At 41.7% G+C, this 22,008-nt stretch carries 20 protein-coding genes; 11 read left to right on the top strand and 9 right to left on the bottom strand.

The annotated features are described in order from the left end of the window. Window positions 1-43 precede the first annotated feature (43 nt). Window positions 44-451 carry a c-type cytochrome gene (locus I5907_RS03010; protein WP_196989246.1) on the top strand — a complete coding sequence of 136 codons (408 nt, stop codon included), beginning with the start codon at window positions 44-46 and terminating at the stop codon, window positions 449-451. Between the two features lie 76 nt (window positions 452-527). After that, on the top strand, window positions 528-794 hold the full coding sequence (locus tag I5907_RS03005) for a hypothetical protein (RefSeq protein ID WP_196989245.1): 267 nt from the start codon (window positions 528-530) through the stop codon (window positions 792-794). A 10-nt stretch (window positions 795-804) separates the two neighbouring features. Here the strand turns inward: I5907_RS03005 and lptC are convergent, their stop codons facing one another. The 5 genes from lptC to I5907_RS02980 all read right to left on the bottom strand — a co-directional run bounded on the left by lptC (window position 805) and on the right by I5907_RS02980 (window position 5,827). Beyond that, window positions 805-1,380 carry an LPS export ABC transporter periplasmic protein LptC gene (lptC, locus tag I5907_RS03000; RefSeq protein WP_196989244.1) on the bottom strand — a complete coding sequence of 192 codons (576 nt, stop codon included), beginning with the start codon at window positions 1,378-1,380 and terminating at the stop codon, window positions 805-807. After that, window positions 1,373-2,782, bottom strand: a complete 1,410-nt coding sequence (locus tag I5907_RS02995) for a hypothetical protein (RefSeq protein WP_196989243.1) — start codon at window positions 2,780-2,782, stop codon at window positions 1,373-1,375. The genes lptC and I5907_RS02995 overlap by 8 nt, the downstream gene beginning before the upstream one ends. After that, window positions 2,757-3,482 carry a type III pantothenate kinase gene (locus tag I5907_RS02990; protein ID WP_196989242.1) on the bottom strand — a complete coding sequence of 242 codons (726 nt, stop codon included), beginning with the start codon at window positions 3,480-3,482 and terminating at the stop codon, window positions 2,757-2,759. The genes I5907_RS02995 and I5907_RS02990 overlap by 26 nt, the downstream gene beginning before the upstream one ends. A 285-nt stretch (window positions 3,483-3,767) precedes the next feature. After that, complete coding sequence (locus I5907_RS02985; RefSeq protein ID WP_196989241.1) at window positions 3,768-4,850, bottom strand: mannose-1-phosphate guanylyltransferase; 1,083 nt, start codon at window positions 4,848-4,850, stop codon at window positions 3,768-3,770. Between the two features lie 11 nt (window positions 4,851-4,861). Continuing rightward, window positions 4,862-5,827 (bottom strand): KpsF/GutQ family sugar-phosphate isomerase, encoded by a 966-nt coding sequence (locus tag I5907_RS02980; protein ID WP_196989240.1) that lies wholly within the window; start codon window positions 5,825-5,827, stop codon window positions 4,862-4,864. 224 nt (window positions 5,828-6,051) lie between these two features. Here I5907_RS02980 and recQ point away from each other — a divergent pair, with 224 nt between their 5' ends. After that, entirely contained in the window at window positions 6,052-8,343 is a 2,292-nt protein-coding gene (recQ, locus tag I5907_RS02975) for a DNA helicase RecQ (protein WP_196989239.1), read from the top strand. A 199-nt stretch (window positions 8,344-8,542) separates the two neighbouring features. On the opposite strand, the gene I5907_RS02970 is transcribed toward recQ, so the two are convergent. Then, window positions 8,543-9,298, bottom strand: coding sequence for a LexA family transcriptional regulator (locus tag I5907_RS02970; protein WP_196989238.1), 756 nt, complete (start codon window positions 9,296-9,298; stop codon window positions 8,543-8,545). Between the two features lie 451 nt (window positions 9,299-9,749). Between I5907_RS02970 and I5907_RS02965 the strand changes: the two genes are divergently transcribed. Continuing rightward, window positions 9,750-11,327, top strand: coding sequence for a tail fiber domain-containing protein (locus I5907_RS02965; RefSeq protein WP_196989237.1), 1,578 nt, complete (start codon window positions 9,750-9,752; stop codon window positions 11,325-11,327). Between the two features lie 52 nt (window positions 11,328-11,379). On the opposite strand, the gene I5907_RS02960 is transcribed toward I5907_RS02965, so the two are convergent. Beyond that, complete coding sequence (locus I5907_RS02960; RefSeq protein WP_196989236.1) at window positions 11,380-12,075, bottom strand: response regulator transcription factor; 696 nt, start codon at window positions 12,073-12,075, stop codon at window positions 11,380-11,382. Window positions 12,076-12,237: 162 nt separating this feature from the next. On the opposite strand from I5907_RS02960, the gene I5907_RS02955 reads away from it, so the two are divergent. The 6 genes from I5907_RS02955 (at window position 12,238) to fabF (ending at window position 17,899) form a co-directional block, all read left to right on the top strand. Next, complete coding sequence (locus I5907_RS02955; protein ID WP_196989235.1) at window positions 12,238-12,609, top strand: co-chaperone GroES; 372 nt, start codon at window positions 12,238-12,240, stop codon at window positions 12,607-12,609. A 161-nt stretch (window positions 12,610-12,770) separates the two neighbouring features. After that, window positions 12,771-13,460, top strand: a complete 690-nt coding sequence (locus I5907_RS02950; protein ID WP_196989234.1) for a 2'-5' RNA ligase family protein — start codon at window positions 12,771-12,773, stop codon at window positions 13,458-13,460. Window positions 13,461-13,705: 245 nt separating this feature from the next. Continuing rightward, window positions 13,706-14,191 carry an RNA polymerase sigma factor gene (locus I5907_RS02945; RefSeq protein ID WP_196989233.1) on the top strand — a complete coding sequence of 162 codons (486 nt, stop codon included), beginning with the start codon at window positions 13,706-13,708 and terminating at the stop codon, window positions 14,189-14,191. A 52-nt stretch (window positions 14,192-14,243) separates the two neighbouring features. Next, window positions 14,244-15,386: an anti-sigma factor gene (locus I5907_RS02940; protein WP_196989232.1), complete on the top strand. Its 1,143-nt coding sequence runs from the start codon at window positions 14,244-14,246 to the stop codon at window positions 15,384-15,386. A gap of 24 nt (window positions 15,387-15,410) precedes the next feature. Further along, window positions 15,411-16,313, top strand: coding sequence for an outer membrane beta-barrel protein (locus tag I5907_RS02935; protein ID WP_196989231.1), 903 nt, complete (start codon window positions 15,411-15,413; stop codon window positions 16,311-16,313). 341 nt (window positions 16,314-16,654) lie between these two features. Beyond that, complete coding sequence (gene fabF / locus I5907_RS02930) at window positions 16,655-17,899, top strand: beta-ketoacyl-ACP synthase II (protein ID WP_196989230.1); 1,245 nt, start codon at window positions 16,655-16,657, stop codon at window positions 17,897-17,899. Between the two features lie 134 nt (window positions 17,900-18,033). Here the strand turns inward: fabF and I5907_RS02925 are convergent, their stop codons facing one another. Together I5907_RS02925 and pdeM are read right to left on the bottom strand one after the other, a co-directional pair. Then, window positions 18,034-18,936: a histone deacetylase family protein gene (locus I5907_RS02925; protein WP_231401948.1), complete on the bottom strand. Its 903-nt coding sequence runs from the start codon at window positions 18,934-18,936 to the stop codon at window positions 18,034-18,036. Continuing rightward, on the bottom strand, window positions 18,933-19,628 hold the full coding sequence (gene pdeM, locus I5907_RS02920; RefSeq protein WP_196989229.1) for a ligase-associated DNA damage response endonuclease PdeM: 696 nt from the start codon (window positions 19,626-19,628) through the stop codon (window positions 18,933-18,935). The genes I5907_RS02925 and pdeM overlap by 4 nt, the downstream gene beginning before the upstream one ends. Before the next feature lie 36 nt (window positions 19,629-19,664). On the opposite strand from pdeM, the gene recG reads away from it, so the two are divergent. Further along, on the top strand, window positions 19,665-21,821 hold the full coding sequence (recG, locus tag I5907_RS02915) for an ATP-dependent DNA helicase RecG (RefSeq protein WP_231402049.1): 2,157 nt from the start codon (window positions 19,665-19,667) through the stop codon (window positions 21,819-21,821). Window positions 21,822-22,008: the final 187 nt, after the last annotated feature.

The following is a 22,008-nucleotide window of genomic DNA, read 5'->3' as shown; positions in this document are numbered from 1 at the left end:
TCCTTTTTCTTACTTTAGCCGCATACACAACCGCCTGATAATAATGAAAGCAATAATGTTTATAAGTGCTATATGCCTGGCTTGCACGGTACTATTCAGTTCTTTTCGCCAACAAACCTTTGATTTAAAGGCCAGCATTGAAAGAGGGAAGGATGTGTACAGTGCTTATTGCCAGGCTTGCCACATGGATGAAGGGCAGGGTGTGGAAGGCGCGTTTCCTCCGTTGGCAAAATCGGATTACCTGATGGCTGATAAAAAGCGTTCTGTTGAGCAGGTTATATATGGCGTAAAAGGTGAAATGAAAGTAAATGGTGTAATATACAATGGTGAAATGCCGGAAAGCGACCTGAGAGACGAACAGGTGAGCGATGTTCTTAATTACATACGCAATTCTTTTGGCAATAAAGGTGCTGCCGTAACCCCGGCTGACGTAAAAGCGCTGAGAAAATAATAAAATAGCATGTTTAACGTTTACATATTATGTATTCTGTGAACTAACAGCTATTTTCTGAAACATTTGTAAAACCATGTTATCCCTTTTTTCTTCTATAACGCTTGCACTAATGCTGGTAACATTTCTGTTGAAGATGGCATTTATTCTTCATTATGGATTGAGGAGAAATAATCAACTCATTGAGCACTCGCTCCTGTTCCTTTTTTCGAGGGCAGAGATAAAAAACAGTTTTTATAAACCTGTAACAAGGTATATGCGGGCGAGCAACAGGATCACCTATGCGTTTTACCTGCTGGTACCTGTTTACTGCATTATAAAATTTTTTGAGCTTGCGATCTAAATATACTGTTCTATTTAGGAAGCGAACTATCGGGAATATTTCGTAGCCCTGAGCCGTTGAAAAGTGTATAGCTGTTGAAGTTCTGGTCTGCAATAATACTGTCTCCCCGCATATTTTGGTTGCCAGCCTGCTTTATGATAACCGGCTTACTGTTGTAAAAAATTTCTTTATTCTTATCCCACCACAATTCATTGGTAAGCATAGTGTCACCTTTTTTCATATTGAAAACAAATACACTATCCCGCAGAAAAACTTTGCCCTGTTTCTCCAGGTACTTTCCATAACGTGCAAAGAGATGGCTTTCCGGTTTTGTACTGTCATCATAAAACTCTACCTGCAGGCTTTTGGGAAACTCTACAAGGGGTGTGTCGGCATCTGTTCTTGTCATTACAGGTGCTGTAAGTTTTGCCTTAACGATGCCAGCCTGGCTCATATAGCTGGTTACACTGTCAACTACGTCTACGCTGGCACGTTTTACATTAAGACTGTTTACTTCTTCCATGCTGTTTTCACAACTGCATATAAAAAAGCAGCCCGATAAAAAGGCTGCTGTAAATATTCTTGCGGAAGAAAAAGTTTTAGTCATACTTACGCTTTATAAACCAAAGGTCGGCTAAAGATAACCCCAATGAAAATTTGAAAAAGTTTTCTGTTACATTATTAACGTTACTGCCTCTTTTACCAATTTCAAAGGCTGTATTAATGAACGTGGAGTTATTATCATAGCTCGTAAACTTTTTTACAAAAAAACCAAACCCAAAAGTAAGGGCTCTCAGGTTGTAAGTATTGCCATCAGCATTTATATAATCTTTACCGGTATAAAAACCAAGCCTGTAAGTAGAGCGGCTGAAAAGTCTTGGGCTTGTTAGTGAAGGCACAAACTCGCCGCCAACCCTTAACATCCAGTTATCTATTACCCTGTCTTTTGCACCATAATAACTAAAACCAGACCATTTGCCTGCGCTGTAATCTGCGCCAATGGCCCATTTGGTGGCGACAGCATTCTGGCCAATTACATATTTCTTGCTAAGCATGAAACCGGCATTGTAGGTCATTGGTATTTCAATATTGCCATTTACATGAGACACGCTGTGCACAGTGTCAATAGGTACGGTGCCGCCGCTGGAATTATAACTGAATGTTTCTCTCAAGGTATCTGTAGAACTCTTTAACGTGTGTGCAAGTGTTGCAGCAGCTCCAAACTTTAAAAAGTATGCTTCACTGTACGCATTGCCTTCTTTCTTGCTTTCGCTTAATTTAACATTGTAAGAAATACCAGGCATTACATAAAGACCCCAAAAACTTGTATTTTGAGCGGAGTTAGAAGGGTAATAGTTGAAAAAACTTCCGGTATCTGTAAGTATAACACGGGTATTTACATCTTTTCTGCCAAACTCGTAACCTGCATTTACACCAATACTAAGGTTATTGAAGCGTTTGGCCAGACCTACAAAAACCTGGTTAAGGCCACCATTGCCTTCGTATAAGGTCTGTTTCAGGTAAGTGCTTTCCGTTACAGTGTCCTGTATATTGTAATGAATTCTTGTAGCAGGTTTCAGGCCAAATACAAGTCCTGCATTTCTCTGCCTTGCATCAGCTTTGCTGCTGAGTGGTATGCCGACCTGTATATAAGAAGGCAGAAGATTGGTAGACTTATAGGTTTGTCCCAGCGAAACACTTCTCAATGTTCTGTTATCGATGGAGAAGCCAAGATCATATGTTATAAGGCCGCCGTTTGTACCATTTGCATAGCGCACATACTTCAAGGCGCTATAAGATGCAGGGTTGGCGGTATTGAGTGCCTGCTCATTACTGTATGCGGCAGAAACACCACCCATACCACGGGTTGCAATATTTTGGGAAGGATAAAGATCACCCAAACCATATCTTGAAAAAGGTGAGTTTTCCTGTGCTGATAGGTGTGCGGAGAAAATTAAACCAATTGCTAAAAAGGCACTAAACTCAACTGTTGCTTTTACTGATCGCATATAAACCTTTATAGATTAAGTGTGGGTCTGCAAATATCTTCTTTTTGAAATGAGGGGCAAAAAAGGCCATATCCCCCCCGGTTAAAAGCACGTTAAAGTTGGCATATCTTGCTGCATATTCATCTGCAATGCCTTCTATTTCTTTGGCCATGCCTAAAATAACCCCGCTGAGCATGTTGGTCCTCGTATCATACCCAACCAGCGGAAAGTTCCAGTCGGCCTTTATTAACGGCAGTTTTGCCGTAAACTGGTTCATAGCTTTCATGCGCATCTCAAGACCGGGCGAAATGCCACCGCCAAGAAATTCATGAAAGCGGTTAACAAAGTTGTAGGTAATGCACGAACCAAGCCCGATAACGAGGCTATGCATTTGCGGGTGTAGTTGTACGGCTGCTGCTATAAGTGCCAGGCGGTCTGCACCGATTGTCTCCGGTTTGCCCACCGGCGTTGTAAATGGCAGCCTGCTTGTATGATCCAACTTATGAAAAACTGTTTGCTGCTGCAGTATATTTTCAATAGCCACGTCATGATGAACAACAGAAGAAAGAATGCTGTGCGTGGCTTTGTGTTGCAGTATCAGATCTGCAATGGTTTGCGGATTTGCATCTGCCAATACATCGACAGTAATCAATGTATCATTTTCAAATACCGCACATTTAAGCCTGGTGTTGCCAAAATCGAAACAAAGGGTAATGCGCATGAATAGTTGCAGTTAGATTTTTGTTGACAGGCTTCAACTCATTACTCATCGCCTGTTGTGTCACTCACTTGTACGTTCAGAACATTGATCAGCTGTGCGTGCCTTTATTACAATCTTGTATATTGGCAAAGCGGCGTAATTTGTTTATTAACACCAGGCAGCCGGCAATAAAATGTGCCAGATGATGCTTCGCACTTGTCTTCGCTTTGCTCATTAATGCTTCAACAGTACAAGAGTGCGACGCAACGAAAGCTACATGCATATTCAACAGCCGGGTTACAAAAATTATAAATATTGGTCTCCAATATTTCTTTTTACTTCTGCCACGTAATCTTTTATTTGTTGCTCTTTGTCCTTTTTACAGATCAGCAACACATCTTTTGTATCTACCACTATAAAATCATCAAGGCCCTGCAGTACCACCAGCTTATCATTTGGCGCAGAAACCATGCATTTTGTTGCATCGATGATCATTACATGGTCGCCTGCTACAGCATTACCCAGGTAATCTTTTTCTAAGTTGTCATACGCACTGTTCCAGGTACCCAAATCGCTCCAGCCAAATGATGATGGTATAACATACACATTGTTTGCCTGCTCCATGATGGCGTAATCAATGGATATATTGGTACATAAAGGGTAAATACGCTCCAGTGCTTCTTGTTCCTGCGGGGTATTGTAGTGTGGTATTTCTGCGGCAAACACTTCGTACATTTCTGGCTGGTGCCTTTCAAAGGCTTCTACTACCTGTTTGGCCCTCCATATAAAAATGCCGGCATTCCACAGAAAATCACCACTGGCTATAAAAGCTTTTGCAAGTTCTGTATTTGGCTTTTCGGTAAATGTTTTAACCTTATAAATGTTATCTGCAACTGACATTGCCTCGTGCTGAATATAGCCGTAACCTGTATTTGGATACGTTGGCTTGATGCCGAGTGTAACGAATGCTTTCATATGCAAGGCAAAATCCAAAGCTATTGTGGCAACACGCTCAAACTCAGCATTATCCAGCACCAGGTGATCGCTGGGTGCAACAATAAGTGCAGCTTCCGGATCTTTTTGCATCAGCTTGAAAGCAATATACGCAATACACGGTGCTGTGTTTTTGCGGCTGGGTTCAGATAAAATATTTTCGTCGCTAACCTGCGGCAATTGTTTTTTTACAATATCCGTATAATCAGCAGATGTGATAATAAAAATGTTTTCTTTGGGAATAAAACCTGCATACCTGTCAAACGTAGACTGGATAAGCGTTTTGCCCGTATTTAAAATATCGAGGAATTGTTTTGGAAACGGTGTTCTGCTCTTTGGCCAAAATCTGCTTCCTATGCCTCCTGCAAGTATTGCAACATAATTGTGATTGTTCATCTAATATTGGTTTAAATGATGCCTTCCCTTATAAGATCGTGCAAATGTAGTATTCCAAGATAAATATTGTCTTTACTGGTAACAATTAACTGGCTTATATCGTACTGCTTCAGTAATTCAAGCGCCTCTATGGCCAAAACACCTTCCATTACGGTTTTGGGGTGTTTATTGTAAATGTCTGTAACCAACAGGTTTTTTACATCACTTGTTGTTTCCAGCATGCGGCGTACATCTCCGTCTGTAACCACAGCCAATAATGCATGGTTGTTGTCTACAACAGCGGTTGCGCCCAGTCTGCCTTTGCTGATTGAGATGATTACATCCTTAAGGGTAGCATGGCCATACACAAAAGGCTTTTCATTTTGTTTATATAGGTCATCTACTTTCAGGTAAAGGCGTTTGCCAAGGTTGCCACCGGGATGATACTTAGCAAAATCCTTACCACTGAATTCGTTTAAATGCATCAGGCAAATAGCCAATGCATCTCCCATAACCATTTGCGCTGTTGTACTGGAGGTTGGCGCAAGGTTATTTGGACAAGCCTCCTGCTCCACACTGGTGTTTAAAATATGATCGGCTTCTTTGGCAAGAAACGATTGCTTGCTGCCAATCATGCCTATCAATGTATTGCCAAAATTCTTTATCAATGGTACCAGCACCTTTATCTCGGGGCTTTCGCCGCTTTTACTAATCACAATCACAACATCATCCTGCTGAATCATGCCCAGGTCTCCATGTATAGCATCTGCAGCATGCATGAATAAGGCAGGCGTGCCGGTTGAGTTAAGTGTAGCTACAATCTTATGACCAACAATGGCACTTTTACCAATGCCCGTTACTACCAGTCTGCCTTTAGATGCATGGATAAGTTCAACAACTTTTGTGAACGTATCATCAATAAAGGATTTTAAACCACTAAGCGATTTGGTCTCAATATCAATAGTGCGCAAAGCAATATCTTTTATCTCCTTATTCATTGCCGCAAAGGTAAACTTTAACAAGAATGCTCATTTTAGTAATATATTTGCAAACTAACTTCGTCAGAATCTATATTATTTTTCAATAATATTTATCTCTGCTATCACATAGTAATAGCTAAAAAAGGTAACTATTTAATTGACCATTCCGATCGAAATGTAGTATCTTATCAGTTAAATTTAAACATCCCGGAATATGAGCGGGGATGGAAATTACGTGAACAATGGGAACCGTTAGTAAAAAGTCAACTTCAAAGAAAGCTGTAGCAAAACCAGCAGCTACAAAACCAGTATCAAAAAAATCACTAAGCAACATTGCACATAATCATGATATTCTCGAAGGGCTTAGAGAACACTTCGGGTTTGATCAGTTTAAAGGCAGGCAGGAAGAAGCCATCAACAGTTTGCTGGATGGTAACGACACATTTGTAATTATGCCAACCGGGGGAGGTAAAAGTTTGTGTTACCAGCTACCCGCTATGATTTTGGAAGGTTGTGCCATTATTGTGAGCCCTTTAATTGCGCTCATGAAAAACCAGGTAGACCTGGTGCGTGGTTACAGCGAAAACGATAATGTAGCGCACTTTTTAAATTCGTCTCTTAACAAAGGCCAGATTAAAGAAGTAAAAGATGATCTTACTGCAGGCAAAACAAAGCTGCTGTATGTAGCGCCTGAAACGCTTACCAAGCAGGAAAACCTCGATTTTTTTAGTGATCTTACCATTTCATTTTTTGCTGTAGACGAAGCACACTGTATATCTGAGTGGGGCCACGACTTCCGGCCGGAATACAGAAGGCTCAGGGAAATGATGGATATTATAAATCCTGATATTCCAGTAGTAGCTCTTACCGCAACGGCTACTCCTAAAGTGCAGAGTGATATTGTAAAAAATCTTGGCTTAAGGCAGCCCAATATTTTCATCTCGTCCTTTAACCGCCCTAATCTTTACTACGAGATTCAACCGAAAGTAAAAAAAGATCAAACGGTGAAAAATATAGTCCGCTTTATATCCCAAAACATGGGTAAAAGCGGTATAATCTATACACTTAACCGTAAAACAACAGAAGAACTTGCAGAGGTACTGGTGGCAAATAATATTAAGGCGGTTGCTTACCATGCCGGTCTCGATGCTAAACTGCGGGCCGACAGGCAAGATCAGTTTTTAAATGAAGATGTGCAGGTAATTGTTGCAACCATTGCCTTTGGAATGGGAATAGATAAGCCCGATATCAGGTTTGTAATACATTATAACATTCCAAAATCTATCGAAAATTATTACCAGGAAACAGGCCGCGCAGGTCGGGATGGTATGGAAGGAAAATGTATTCTTTACTACTCTCACAAAGATGTTTTAAAGCTCGAACACCTGATGCGCGATAAACCGCTCAGTGAGCGGGAGATCGGCGCACAGCTTATTAACGAAACAGTAGCTTATGCTGAAAGTTCTGTGTGCAGGCGCAAGATTTTGTTACACTATTTTGGGGAAGACAGGCACGACGAAAACTGTCAGAACTGCGATAATTGCCTGCATCCGAAAGAAAAAATAGAAGCAAAAGAAGAAGCCGTTAAAGTACTCAAAGTGGTGAAAGCTTTGGATGAACGTTTCCCTGCTGAATATGTAGTAAACGTGCTGATTGGTAAACTCACACCGCAGGTTACCATGTTCCGGCACGAAAAAATTGCTGAATTTGGAATTGGGAAAGACAAAGATGAACACTTATGGAACAGTCTTATCAGGCAAATGCTACTGGAAAACCTGATAAGAAAAGATATTGAAGAATACGGATTACTGAAATTTACAGATGGTGGTGCAAAATTCCTTAAAAAGCCTTCCAGCTTTAAAATTGTACTGAATAATCTCTTTGAAGAAGCTAATGCAGATGATGATGAAGGAGAATCCGGCGGTGCAGCCAGTGCTGCCGCAGATGATAAGCTTTTCGAAATGCTGAAAGATCTGCGCCAGAAAGAAGCACGGAAAAAAGGATTACCGCCGTTTGTTATTTTCCTCGAATCATCATTGCAGGACATGGCTACCATGTTTCCCACAACATTGCAGGAACTGGAGAAATGCCAGGGTGTAAGCAAAGGCAAAGCAATCAAGTACGGCAAACCATTTGTTGAGCTGATTGCAAAATATGTAGATGAAAATGATGTAGAAAAACCAGACGATTTTGTAATGAAAAGTGTTGCCAATAAAAGCAACAACAAGATCTATATCATTCAAAATGTTGACAAAAAAATACCGCTGGAGACAATAGCCCGTAACAAAGACCTCAGGCTGGATGCACTGCTCGAAGAAATGGAAACAATTGTTGCAAGCGGAACAAAGCTTAACCTGAATTATGCCATTGAAGAGATGCTTGATGAAGATGAGCAGGACGAAATAATGGATTATTTTAAAAGCTGCCAGACATCTTCTCTACAGGTAGCGCAGGAAGAACTTGCCGATGGTGGTTATGATTGGGAGCAGTTAAAAATAATGCGTATCAGGTTTTTAAGTGAATATGGAAACTAACATATACCATGGTAAAAAAGTAAACCCATTTGCATTGCAAATGGGTTTTTTAGTAAAAGTTTTTTGAAGCCGGCTTTTAGCTTTTCAATCAGGCAACTGTTGCGTCGCACTCTTCAACTGATGAAACTATATTGAGCAAAGCGAAGAACGAAGCGAAAGGCTATTCCTCATTTTATGTATGCTTATAACACACACATCCTTAATTCAGTTTTTTCTTCAGGCTTGACACCTGCTCCTGCAAATTACTTACAAGCCCGGCAAGTTGATTTACATCCCAGCGTTGTACAGTATTGGCCTTTGTAATAACCATTTGCGCTTTCCACATTTCTATGATGTCTGTGGTACTTACGTTATAAGGTGTATACTGAGGGTTGTCACTCACCAGCGTAAGCTTATCTTTCAAACGGTTATTCTTCATAATACGTTTGTAAACGATTCCTTCTCCCTTGGAAACAACTATGTAGGTATTATTTGCTTTTATATCTTCAATATCTTCTACTTTCTCACCCACAATTACACTGCCGCTTGGTGTAGGCAGCATACTGTCACCCACAATTTCAAATGCCCTGAAGTTTCCCGAACCGAGCATTGGCAACGTAAATGTGTTGAGCTCATCAATAAACTCAGGATCTGCATAACCCGCCAAATAACCGGCCGCAGCTTTTACAGGCACAAATTGAATAACCTGCGTTTCAGCAGACATCTTTAGCTGCCTTCTTTTTTCGAGATAATTATCTGTGTTCTTTGTTGCTGAAAGATCTTTCAACAACAGATCATCAAGACTGAGTTTAAACAGGGCGCATAAGTTCTCTAATACATCCAGTCTTGGTTCGGCACGTTCTTCTTCATAAGCCCCGATAAGAGAACGTTTAATTTTTAGTTTGTTCGCAAATTCTTCCTGTGTCCATCCACGCAGCTTGCGCAGGTAACGAAGATTTTTTCCGGCATAACTCATAACTAACGCATTTAGCGCAATATACTAATTTTTTTAGTTTGTCAAATATTTCTTTCAATGTTTAATATTTATTCTGCAGATGAAAGGATTGCGACGCAACGAAGATGCCATGAAAAACTATAGCTGGTACCATTCTCATATTAAAAAATAATTTATCGAACACTTGCATTTGTCGGTTTAAGTTTATATTTTACTACAAGCTAACGATAAACTGCTTTTTCAAAATCAAGGCAAAACCGGATACCAAAACGAATTCTTAAGCACACGAGGCAGGCACCCTTTTACTACACTTTTATTGCAGCAACCTAAATCAATTATCATGAATTGTAGTGTACACATTACAGTAAGGCACGTTGCTGTGTGCTATAAATATTTTACGGGTTGCGATATACCGCCGTAACCCTGTTGCCAGCCAACGCTAACTATTTTATTAATTTTTAAACATCAACTTATGAAAAAGTCTTTGTATCTCTCTTTGGTCGTTCTACTTGCAGGCACATCATCATTTTCACAATGGACGGTAGGTGGAAACAACTTACCGGTAGGTGGTGGGGCACTTGGTTCCAACAATAACCGCCCCGTAATTTTCGAAACCAATAATATAGAACGAGCACGTTTACTTAGTACCAGTGGTTTCTGGGGCTTTGGCCTGGTAGCACCAAATGCGCAGGTGCACATCAATGCTACTGCAGCGGGCACCAACCCCTTCCAGATAGATGTAGTGAATGTTGCCCGGATGATCGTTAACTCAAACGGCCAGGTTGGTATTGGAACCACGTTGCCAAACACCAGGCTTCATATAAACAGCGATGCAGGTGAAAACCCGTTCAGGGTACAGGTTGCCGGATTATCTAAATTGTATGTAGATGCTGGTGGCGGTGTGTCAGTGGGCAGTTCGGCAATACCACCGGCCAATGGCTTATATGTGTCAGGAAATGCTGGTATTGGCACTACGCTTCCTGAAGGTAATTTGCATGTATTAAGAGGAAGTGCCGGGGCCGTTACCGCTAACAGTAATGCGCCGCTGGTTATTGAAAACTCAACAAACAATTATATAAACCTGCTCACGCCAAGCGCCAGCGAAAGAGGGATTTTATTTGGGGATAATCTTAATGCAGCAGACGGCGGAATTATTTACGTTGGAACTTCCAATACGCTGCAATTCAGAACCAATGGTAACATTACGAGGATGAGTTTATCTGATGCAGGCAATCTTGATATAGCAGGCGGGACACTCAGTTTTGGTTCTGTTGAAACACTCGCTGATGCGGGTGCTAATACAATCAGCGCTAACTCTACATTTGTTCCCAGCACAGATAATGTACGAGATCTTGGTACATCATTACTCAGGTGGAATGAAGTATGGGCTGTTGACGGAACAATCAATACCTCAGACCTGCGTGATAAAAAGAATGTTGAAGAGCTCAAATATGGTCTTAAAGAAATCATGCAGCTTCGACCCGTCAAATTCCAGTGGAACAGTGCTACTGCCAGCGTAAGTGGCGACAAGTTTGGCGTAATAGCCCAGGAAATTCAAAAAGTGTTGCCCCAGGTAGTGCGCGATTATGAGTATAAAATAAACGAAGAAACAGGTGCAAGAGAAAAAGTGCCTGCTGCAAGAATGGGTGTAATGTATGCTGATATTATCCCGGTGCTTATCAAAGGCATGCAGGAGCAGCAAAAAATCATTAATGAGCTGCAGGAGCGCCTGGTAAAAGTAGAATCAGGCAGTGTGGCCGCATCTTCTTTAAACACATCTGGTTTAATGGCATCTTCTTCTGCAGTACTGGAGCAGAATAAACCTAATCCGTTTAACCAGTCAACTACAATACGCTACAGCATTCCGGCCGGGGCCAACGGCCAGATCAATATCTACGATGCTACCGGTGTACTGGTTAAAACTATGCGGGCCAATAACAGTGGCCAGGTACAGGTAAATGCGGGTGAACTAAGGTCTGGTTCATACACTTACTCATTACTCATAGATGGTAAATTGATCGCTTCTAAAAAAATGATCATGCTGCAATAAGCAAACAAAAAAGGGATGCACTGCATCCCTTTTTTATCAAAAATATATCTGGCTAAGGCGCTACAAGTCTAAAACCGTTGCCATGAATATTTACGATTTCAATCTGCTCATCATCCTTCAGGTATTTGCGCAATTTGGCAATGTAAACATCCATACTGCGGCCGTTAAAATAAGTGTCGCTGCCCCATATTTTTTTCAACGCACGCTCTCTTGGTAAAAGGTCATTTTTGTGTTCTGCCAGCATCTTCAGCAATTCATTTTCTTTTGGCGACAGTGTTTGTGTTTTACCATCATGTATCAGCTCACGCAATTTTGGGTTAAAGTGGTAACGGCCAAGATCAAACTGCATGTTTTCACTTTCCTTGTTCAACTCCTCGTTACGTTTTAGAATAGCTTTTATTTTCAGCAGTAATACTTCACTGTCAAAAGGCTTGGTTATATAATCGTCTGCACCCAGTTTATAACCCTGTATAATGTCCTCTTTCATCGTTTTCGCACTTAAAAAAAACAGCGGAACTTCAGGGTCAATATCGCGGATCTCTTCTGCCAGTGTAAAGCCATCCATATTTGGCATCATAACATCCAGCAGGCATATATCAAATTTTTCACGCTGAAAAGCTGCCAGTCCAAGGCGGCCATCTCTTTCCAGCGTTACATCATAATCGCTCAGTTCAAGATAATTCTTTAAGACCATTCCAAGATTCTGATCATCTTCACACAACAAAATTTTGTATTTATTTCCTTCCATAATTGTAAAATTTTTTCAAATAAATGTAACGCTTTTAACAAGGTAAGACAAACATCGGGCATTTTTTTGTTAAAGCATTTCCAATTATTAGCGCTTTTTTGAATGTATGTGTTAGCGCTGCTTTAATTGTTGTGTTTAATTTTGTAGAACAATTCATTGTATATGTTATTAACGCCCGACAATAAGCTGAAGAAGCTGATCGTAATAGGTGACCGGTTATTGATAAGGCCGTCAAAACCAAGTGAGCAAACAGCCAGTGGCCTCTACCTGCCACCCGGTGTGCAGGAAAAAGAAAAAGTACAACAGGGGTATGTTATCAAAACAGGTCCGGGTTACGCCATACCAATACCGGTAGAAAGTGAGTCCTGGAAAGGTGAGGAAGAGCAGGTAAAATATGTGCCGCTGCAGGCCAGAGAAGGAGACCTGGCAATATTTCTTTTAAGCGGCGCAACAGAGGTAATGTACGAAGGAGAGAAGTATTTCATTGTTCCTCAAAGCGCCATACTAATGCTCGAAAGAGAAGAAGACTTATGAGCCAGGCAAAAGAATAAGCATGAAGCTTTTGTTGCGTCGCACTCTTGTACGGCTGAAGCTTTATTGAACATGTGCGAAGACTGTAACCGGCTTTTCTTAATTACGTCAGTAATGTACAGTTGCCAAACAATATAGATAATATCACTAAATTGTTTTACCAGATGCAGCTAAAAGAGCATTATACAAACCTGTGGAATAATGCATTGTCAAAATTTGAGGCAAATGCATTCGAATTTGATACATTAATAGATTCGGTAAAAGACCACAGGTTTGGTGTAACGCTGGTTGCCAAGCCATCCGGGAATGTAAAAAAGAATATACATCAAATGCTGCTCGATCTTCGGGCCATTGAACCGGGCCAGTATTATTATCCAACCCCTGATATTCATGTTACGGTTCTTTCCATTATTTCCTGTTATAATGGCTTTAAACTGGCCAGTATTCATGCCCGGGATTATATTGCCATTATCAAAAAAAGCCTGCATGGCATTACATCTTTTCCTGTTTTTTTTGAGGGAATTACTGCATCTCCATCCTGTATTATGGTGCAAGGCTTTGCCGGAAACGAAATAGAAAACCTGCGCAATAACCTTCGCTCTAATTTCAAAAATACAGACCTGGAATCTTCAATTGATAAGCGGTACCAGATACACACGGCACATGCTACCGTTATTCGGTTCAGGCATGCACTGCAACAACCGCAAAAGTTTGTGGAGCGATTGAAGTACTACCGCAATTTTCATTTTGGCGTAACCGAGGTGCAAGAAGTAAGTTTTGTTTTCAACGACTGGTACCAGCGCCACCTTGACGAACATGTACTTGCCACATTCAGCCTGCCTTTGTACCTGTAACCTAAAAAACTTTAATGGCATAAAGCGATAAAAGGACCACAGTAAAAGCCCTGGTTCTGATGATCTTCTCTTCGTTCTACGCACTTGCCCAATGAAGCTCCAAACGTACAAGAGTGCGACGCAACAGGTGATGCCACCATGCGTTGCCGCCCGGTCACAAAAAAATCTCTCCGTTACTGTAACATTCAAAAGGCAGGCACGTATAACAAGTGTACTTTTAATGCACGAATCAGGAAACACTGTTTATGACGGAACGGGAATACAACGAATGTGTACATCAATATGCGGATAATGTTTTTCGCTTCATCGTAAAAAATTTACGGCACGAAGAAGATGCGAGGGATGTGGTGCAGAGTGCTTTCGAAAAACTTTGGCGCAACAGGGATGCAGTTGAAAACGGCAAGAGTAAATCTTACCTGTTTACTGTTGCCTACAACCAGATGATTGATCATTTGCGGAAAGCAAAACGGGTACACCTGCAGGAAGAATTTCCGGCGGAGCTGAAGGTACACCACCAGCCTGTAAACAATATGAAAAAAACATTGCAGGATGCGCTTAACCGGTTGAACGAGGTGCAAAAAAGCCTGGTAATGCTGAAAGATTATGAAGGGTACAGCTACGATGAAATAGCACAGATTACTGGGCTTAATGAAGGACAGGTCAAAGTATATTTACACAGGGCGAGGCTGGCATTAAGGAATTACCTGGTAAGTCCTGAAAATGTAATGTAAGAAACTAAACTAAGTGAACGGCCTTTGGCCCGAAACTTGAAATTTTGAAAAGATGATTACAAGGCATAATTATGAAGAGTTCTTTTTAATGTATGTTGACGACGAGTTGACAACAGAGGAACGTGCAGCGGTAGAATTGTTTGCCAGCCAGAACCCGGATCTTTTACCTGAACTGGAAATGCTGAACCAAACTAAACTGCCTGTTGATGAGTCGCAGGTATTTATGCATAAAAATGAGTTGCTTCAAAAAATTAACAGCATTGGTGCAGACAATTACGAGGAACAATTTTTATTGTATGTAGACAATGAACTTTCCAATGATTCGAAGAACGATGTAGAGAAATTTGTTTTACAAAATCCACAATTCCAGGATGAGTTTACGCTGTTGAAGCAAACAAAGCTGGAAGCGGAAACGATCATTTTTAAGGATAAAGACACTTTATTGCGCAAAGATAGGGATGGCAGCATAATACCTTTATTTATACGCTTTGCAATTGCTGCTGCCGTGGCAGGTGTAATTGCACTGCTGTGGTGGTCTGCAGGAGGTAATGCTGAGATAGCAAATAACCAGGTAGCTCAAAACATTGATTCCGTAACAACAGATAGGGTAGATGATATAGCTGCAGGCGGAAAAAAGCAAAACAATACACTACCTGAAGTGGTCGTAGCACCACAGCAACCGGAACAAAAAAATGAAACGGTGTTTGCAGATAAGCAGGCCACGCACAATAGCGTTAAAACAAAAACAACTGCCGGTAACAAAAATGCTTTAGAAAACAATGTGGCTGCAGTAAAGCGTAATGATCAAGTTGCAGTTGTTGCTGTTAAGAAACCTGTTGAAACCACAATAACACAACCAGTAGAAAATACAGATATTACATCAACAGATAAGCCTGGTTACGCTGTAGCAAAAAACAACACAAAGCAGGACAATGACAATAATGTTGTAACTGCAAAAAATACCAAACCAGAAACCAGTAAAAACTATGTATCTCACGCGGTTTACAAAGAGTTGAATACGGATGAAGATGAAAACAGGGAAGCACTTTATGTAGGCTCGTTACAGATAAATAAAAATAAAGTCCGCGGATTAGTTAAGAAAGTGGGCGGCCTGTTTGCCGGAAAGGCTAAAGAGGCGGCAGCAAGCGAAGATGGTAAACTGCAGATTGCCAATCTCGAATTAAATACCAATTAGTACAAATTTTAACCAAAAACAGATATGAAGCGCGTTATTTACTCAGCAGCATTTTTCCTGCTGACACTACCAGGATTTGCCCAGTCAGACACGGCCAGACAAAATGAACCCGATACAATTAAGGTTGGCAATTTCATCATCGTAAAAAAGAATAAATCGAGAGCAACTTCTACATCTTCTGCTTCGGACACAATACCGGTAAAAAAGTATTCGATAGATATCACGATCGGCGATGAAAGCAACATGGGTTCTACCAGTTATACAAGTTCGTGGAAAAGAAAGAATGTTAGTACCAACTGGCTGATATTTGACCTTGGCTTTGCCAATTGGAGGGATAAGACCGTATATGGCTCCCCGGAGGCAAACGCTTACCTCAATGCACAGGGCGGTGCGGATTTTACAAGCGGTGATCTTGATTTGCGAAACGCAAAATCGTCCAACGTAAATATCTGGCTGTTTATGCAAAAGTTGAACCTGGTGAGCCATGTGGTAAACCTGAAGTATGGTATTGGTATTGAACTGTACAACTACCGTTATTCAACCAACATTTCTTATAAGAAAAGTCCTGATGCATATATTTACCGTGATACCATTAGCTTTTCGAAAAATAAACTGGCAGTGGATTATGTAACAGTGCCACTTATGCTGAATATTGACCCTACACCAAATAAAAGACATGGTTTAAGTTTTAGCGTAGGTGTAAGTGCCGGCTATCGCTATGCCAGCCGCAGCAAACAAATAAGCGATGAGCGTGGCAAACAAAAAGTAAAAGGCGATTTTGATCTTGACCCATGGCGCCTTGCGTATATAGCTGAAGCAGGGTTAGGGCCAATAAGAATTTACGGCAGTTACAGTACCAATCCTTTGCATGAACAGGGTTTAAAGCAATACCCTTACGCGGTTGGTATAAGGTTTAGTAACTGGTAAAATACTGCAACAATGTTTTCTCGTTTGTGCATTAAGAAGGGTTCCGGTTCTCCGGGGCTCTTTTTTGTATTGGTGCTTGCGTAAAACCTGGTTGTGCAATAATCAGCCGCGCGGCAACAGCTCAGTAAAGAACCTAACGCACAAGTGAGTGACACAACAGGCGATGCCATAAGCACTACTGCCGGATTCACAATAATCACCGTTAGTTTAAGCGTGTTTGCTGATTATAAACGCTTGTATGCAGTGCGTTTATTGGTATTTAATCTTTTATGGGCTGCTATGCCTTAATTTTGCGGCTCAAAATATTTAGTAACCCCGCTGGAACTAAACGTAAAAAACTTATGAAACGAGTTGTAATAACAGGGATGGGCGCAATAACCCCTCTCGGCAATAATGTAAATGATTACTGGAACAACCTGATCAATGGCGTGAGTGGCGCAGGCCCTATAACACGCTTCGACGCGGGCAAGTTTAAAACAAGATTTGCGTGTGAAGTAAAAGGCTTCGACCCGCTTAATTATGTAGAAAAAGCAGAAGCAAGAAAATACGACCTCTATACGCAATATTCTATAGCAGCCTCGGACGAGGCTATTAAACATGCGAACATCGATTTTGAAACGCTGAATAAAGATCGGGTAGGTGTTATATGGGGTTCTGGTAATGGTGGTATTCAAACGTACCAGGACCAGATGTTTGAATTTGCCAAAGGAGACGGTACGCCAAGATTTAACCCGTTTATTATACCCAAAATGCTGATGAATATTGCATCTGGCATTATTTCAATACGTCATGGCCTGCGTGGCGTAAACTATGTTACTGCTACAGCATGTGCTTCGTCAAATACGGCTATGGTAGATGCACTGCACCAGATACGCTGGGGAAAAGCGGACATGATTGTTACGGGTGGCGCAGAAAACCCGATTATTATTGGCTGCGTGGGTGGCTTTAGTGTTATGAAAGCATTATCCAGCCTGAACGATAATCCGCAACTTGCATCTCGCCCGTTTGATGTAAACCGGGATGGTTTTGTAATTGGCGAAGGTGCCGGTGCACTGGTATTGGAAAGCCTTGATCATGCATTGGCACGTGGTGCAAACATTATTGCTGAAGTTGCAGGTGGCGGTATGGCATCAGATGCTTACCATATGACCGGAACCCACCCCGAAGGAACAGGAGCCTATCTTGGAATGATGGCAGCGCTTGATGATGCAGGCCTTACGCCGGAAGATGTAGATTATATGAATGCACATGCTACCTCTACACCGGTGGGGGACATTAGTGAATTAAAAGCCATTGAACGGGTATTTGGGAACAACGCAAAACTAAATATCAGCGCCACCAAATCTATGACCGGCCATTTGCTTGGCGCAGCAGGCGCTATAGAAGGCATTGCTTCTGTAAAAGCAATCACCGAAGGCATTATTCCACCTACCATTAATTCTGTAGATATAGAGCCTGAGTTTGCAGGCAGGTTTGATCTTACGCTGGGCAAAGCAGTGAAGCGGGAGGTAAACTGTGCAATGAGTAATACCTTTGGATTCGGTGGCCACATAGCTACAGTGGTGTTTAAAAAGTATACAGCATAAGCTTTATAGCACGTTATCATAAAAGCCGGGGTTTTTTATGAACCCGGCTTTTGTATTTCAATTAAGCATCGTTGCGTCGCACTCTTGTACCGCTGTACCAATATGCAGCAAACGCGAAGATTAGTCATTGTTGGCTATCCGTAGATGTTTACCGCCATCCTGAAAGTATTGCAGTGAGCTTCTACAATAGTTCTTATATGAGGCGAGTAACCACCCCCCATAGCAACAGTTACGGGTATTCCGTGTTGTTTTAACAGGGAAAACACTATTGCATCGCGCTGTTTACAGCCTTCCATACTCACCTTCAGCTTACCGTATTTATCTGTATTCAATATATCTACGCCGGAAAGGAAAAATGCAAAGTCAGGTTTTAGGTCGGTAAGCAGTTTTGGTAAATGCGTTTGCAATAATGCCAGGTAAGTTTCATCATCAGTATTATCAGCCAATGGCACATCAAGATCACTGTGCTCTTTATGAAACGGGTAATTATGTGCACCGTGCATGCTAAAAGTAAAAACACGGGGGTTGTGTTCAAATAACTTTGCTGTGCCATTGCCCTGGTGCACATCTAGATCAATAATTAATATTTGCCCTGCAAGATTTTGCCGCAGCAGGTAGTTTGAAGCAATGGCCATATCATTCAATAAACAAAAGCCCTCGCCCCTGTCTGCAAAAGCATGATGCGTGCCACCTGCCACATTCATAGCGGCCCCGTTTTCCATTGCATAAAAGCAGCAATCAATCGTGCCCTGTGTTATCATTAATTCACGCTGTGTCAACTCCGGGGTTTGGGGAAATCCGATTCGTCTTTGTTCACCGGCAGAAAGTGTTTGGTTTAGCAGTTTATCCAGGTAAGCTTTATCATGTGTAAGCAGTACTACATCTTCACTACATGCTGCGGGTGTAAAAATATTTGCTGTGGTAATAGTTCCTTCGTGCATCAGTTGCTCAGGGATCAGTTCATACTTTAGCATTGGAAAGCGGTGGCCTTCGGGTAATGTATGCGCAAATATTTTGTCGTAGGCTATTTTTATCAATGTACCTGTATGATTGACTGGTTTACGATAGCGAAAACGTGCTCGCCTTTTTTGGGTTTGATCATGTAATGCCCGCTGAAAGCGCTAAAGGCCGGTAGTACCGCGTATTGCTTCGTAAAGTAAAAACAGGGAAATCGCAGAGATTGCCTGCTTCCTCCATACAGGCTTATGCCGGGGTGCATGTGTCCGCTGAAATAAAATTGCTCCGCGGCATCATCTATCGCGGCATCTGAAATATCATGAATAAAACAAAACGAGCCCGTTGTAAAATGGTTTACCGTTTCTATTGCAGCATCGGTATAATACTGTTGATGGAGTATATCGTGATTGCCCTTGACCAGCCTGATGTGAAGTTGGGAAACATCGTTGCGCCACTTAAAAAAAAGATCCAGTTCTTTATTGGCCTTGCTGTGGAACATATCACCCACGATCAATAATTTTTCAGGCTTGTAATGTTGAATACCTGTAAACAAAGTGTGCAGGTCCTGTTTATATACATTTTGCGGCACCGGAATACCGGATTTCCGGAAATGCCCGGTTTTGCCCAAATGCAGGTCAGCAATAATGAGGGCCCGTTCTTTCGGATACCAGATCATTCTGCCAGGTGAAAGCCAGAACTCCTCTTTTCTAATCTCAAATTTTACCGGCGTCAAAAAAGTATAGTTTTCGCACAAAGATAGTCTGGCGATCATTTTGGTAAATCAATGTTTACAATTTATATGCGTTAACTGTTACTTGTTTGCATTCATTATTTTTACCGCAAAACAGGTATAATAGAAATAAGACATTCCATACTTGATTCTCCGATAGAATATCTTAAAGGTGTGGGGCCATTACGCGGAGATATGTTGAAGAAAGAACTAGGCATTTTTACCTACCGGGATTTGCTCGAACATTTCCCGTTAAGGCATATTGATAAAACTGCTGTAAATACCATTTCATCCATCTCTTTACAGACAGACTTCATACAGGTGGCAGGCACAGCAACCAGTGTAGAAATGATCGGGGAAAAAAGGGCAAAACGTCTTGTTGCAGAAATCAGAGACAGTACAGGATATCTTGAGTTGGTATGGTTCCAGGGTATAAACTGGGTGCAAAAAATATTGCATGTCGGCGGTGAGTACCTCGTGTATGGGAAAGTGAGTTTTTTTAATGGTAAACCGCAGATAAGTCACCCCGAGATTGAGCCAAAAACAACGGCAATACTGGAAGGCAAAAATTTCCTGGAACCCATCTATCCCAGCACCGAAAAATTAAAGGCAAGAGCCTTAAATGGCAGGCAGATTGGTAAGCTTACGTCTGCAATGCTTGCACAGGTTGCAGAGAGAGACATACCGGAAAACATTCCATTTCACATACTGGATAAATTAAAGCTGGTAAGCCGCTATAAAGCTTTTTGTGACATACACATACCCCGCACATTGCTCGATTACGAAGCCGCAGTAAACCGGTTAAAGTTTGAAGAGTTTTTTATAGCCCAGGTAAGGCTGGAACTTACTAAGCTCCGGCGGCATAAAAGCAGCAAAGGCGTTGTATTTGAAAAAGTGGGCAACCTCTTCAACGCTTTTTATAATCATTACCTGCCTTTTGAACTAACCGGTGCTCAAAAAAGAGTCATAAAAGAAATAAGGGCAGATACTGCGCAGGGCCACCAGATGAACCGTCTTTTGCAGGGCGACGTAGGCAGCGGTAAAACCATTGTGGCGTTATTGTGTATGCTGCTTGCTGCAGACAACGGCTATCAAAGCTGCATGATGGCGCCAACAGAAATTCTTGCCCAGCAGCATTACAACGGCCTGCAGGAGCTGCTGAAAGATATGCCGGTGCAGGTAAGGCTGCTGACAGGCAGCACAAAAATAGCAGAGCGCAGAAAGATGCACGCAGGCCTTGCCGATGGCAGTATCCACATGCTGGTAGGTACACATGCCGTTATTGAAGATGCGGTGCAGTTTAAAAACCTTGGTTTTGCTATTGTTGATGAACAACATCGCTTTGGTGTGGCGCAACGGGCGCAGCTTTGGAAAAAAGCCGTAATACCACCACATATATTGGTCATGACCGCAACACCCATACCACGCACACTTGCCATGACGGCCTATGGAGACCTTGATTACAGTGTAATGGATGAATTGCCGCCCGGCAGAAAACCCATTCTTACCGTACAGCGAAACGAAATGCAACGGGCGTCCGTAATGGATTTTGTTAAAACAGAATTAGAAAAAGGAAGACAGGCTTACATTATTTACCCGTTGATAGAGGAGAGCGAAAAATTAAGCTACGAAGATCTTATGCAGGGGTATGACCAGGTGAAGAGCTATTTTCCCGAACCCCGTTACAGCATCAGCATGGTGCATGGCCGTATGCCCGCCGGGCAAAAAGATGTTAATATGCAACGGTTCATAAACCATGATACAAACATTATGGTTAGTACAACCGTAATTGAAGTTGGCGTAAATGTGCCCAATGCAAGCGTAATGGTAATAGAAAGTGCCGAAAAATTTGGTCTTTCGCAATTACACCAGTTGCGTGGCCGTGTGGGGCGTGGCAGCGAAAAAAGCTATTGCATTCTTTTAACAGGCAGCAAAGTAAGCAACGATGCCCGGGAACGTATAAAGATCATGTGCGCTACCAACGATGGTTTTGCCATTGCCGAAAAAGATCTCGAATTGCGTGGTCCCGGCGATATTGAGGGTACAAAACAAAGTGGAGTGTTAAACTTTAAGCTGGCAAGTTTAGTCAATGACAAAGGCTTGTTAGATTTGGCAAAACATTATGCAGCAGCAGTATTACAGGCAGATGAGGAACTGGTTCATGAGACCAATGCACCGCTAAGGCATTTCCTGGTATCGCAGAAGGGAAAAACTGCATGGAGCCTTATTTCATGAGGCAACAAATGAAATAGCTAAGGCGTTATTCAAAACATTCCCTCCAATATCTTTTTTTAGATCAGCTTTTCTTTACTATTAAGCTTTGGTTGTGTCACTCACTTGTACTGCAACAAATAACTCAGCATGTGCAGCGCCGTTACACAAACAATAGTAGCCTGTAGCGCCGTTTTTCGTGTACGTACCA

The sequence above is a fragment of the Panacibacter microcysteis genome (assembly GCF_015831355.1).
GTDB classification, from domain to species: Bacteria; Bacteroidota; Bacteroidia; order Chitinophagales; family Chitinophagaceae; genus Panacibacter; species Panacibacter microcysteis.
The sequence above is the reverse complement of the archived record's forward strand: the minus strand, read 5'-3'. Positions and strand labels throughout refer to the sequence as shown.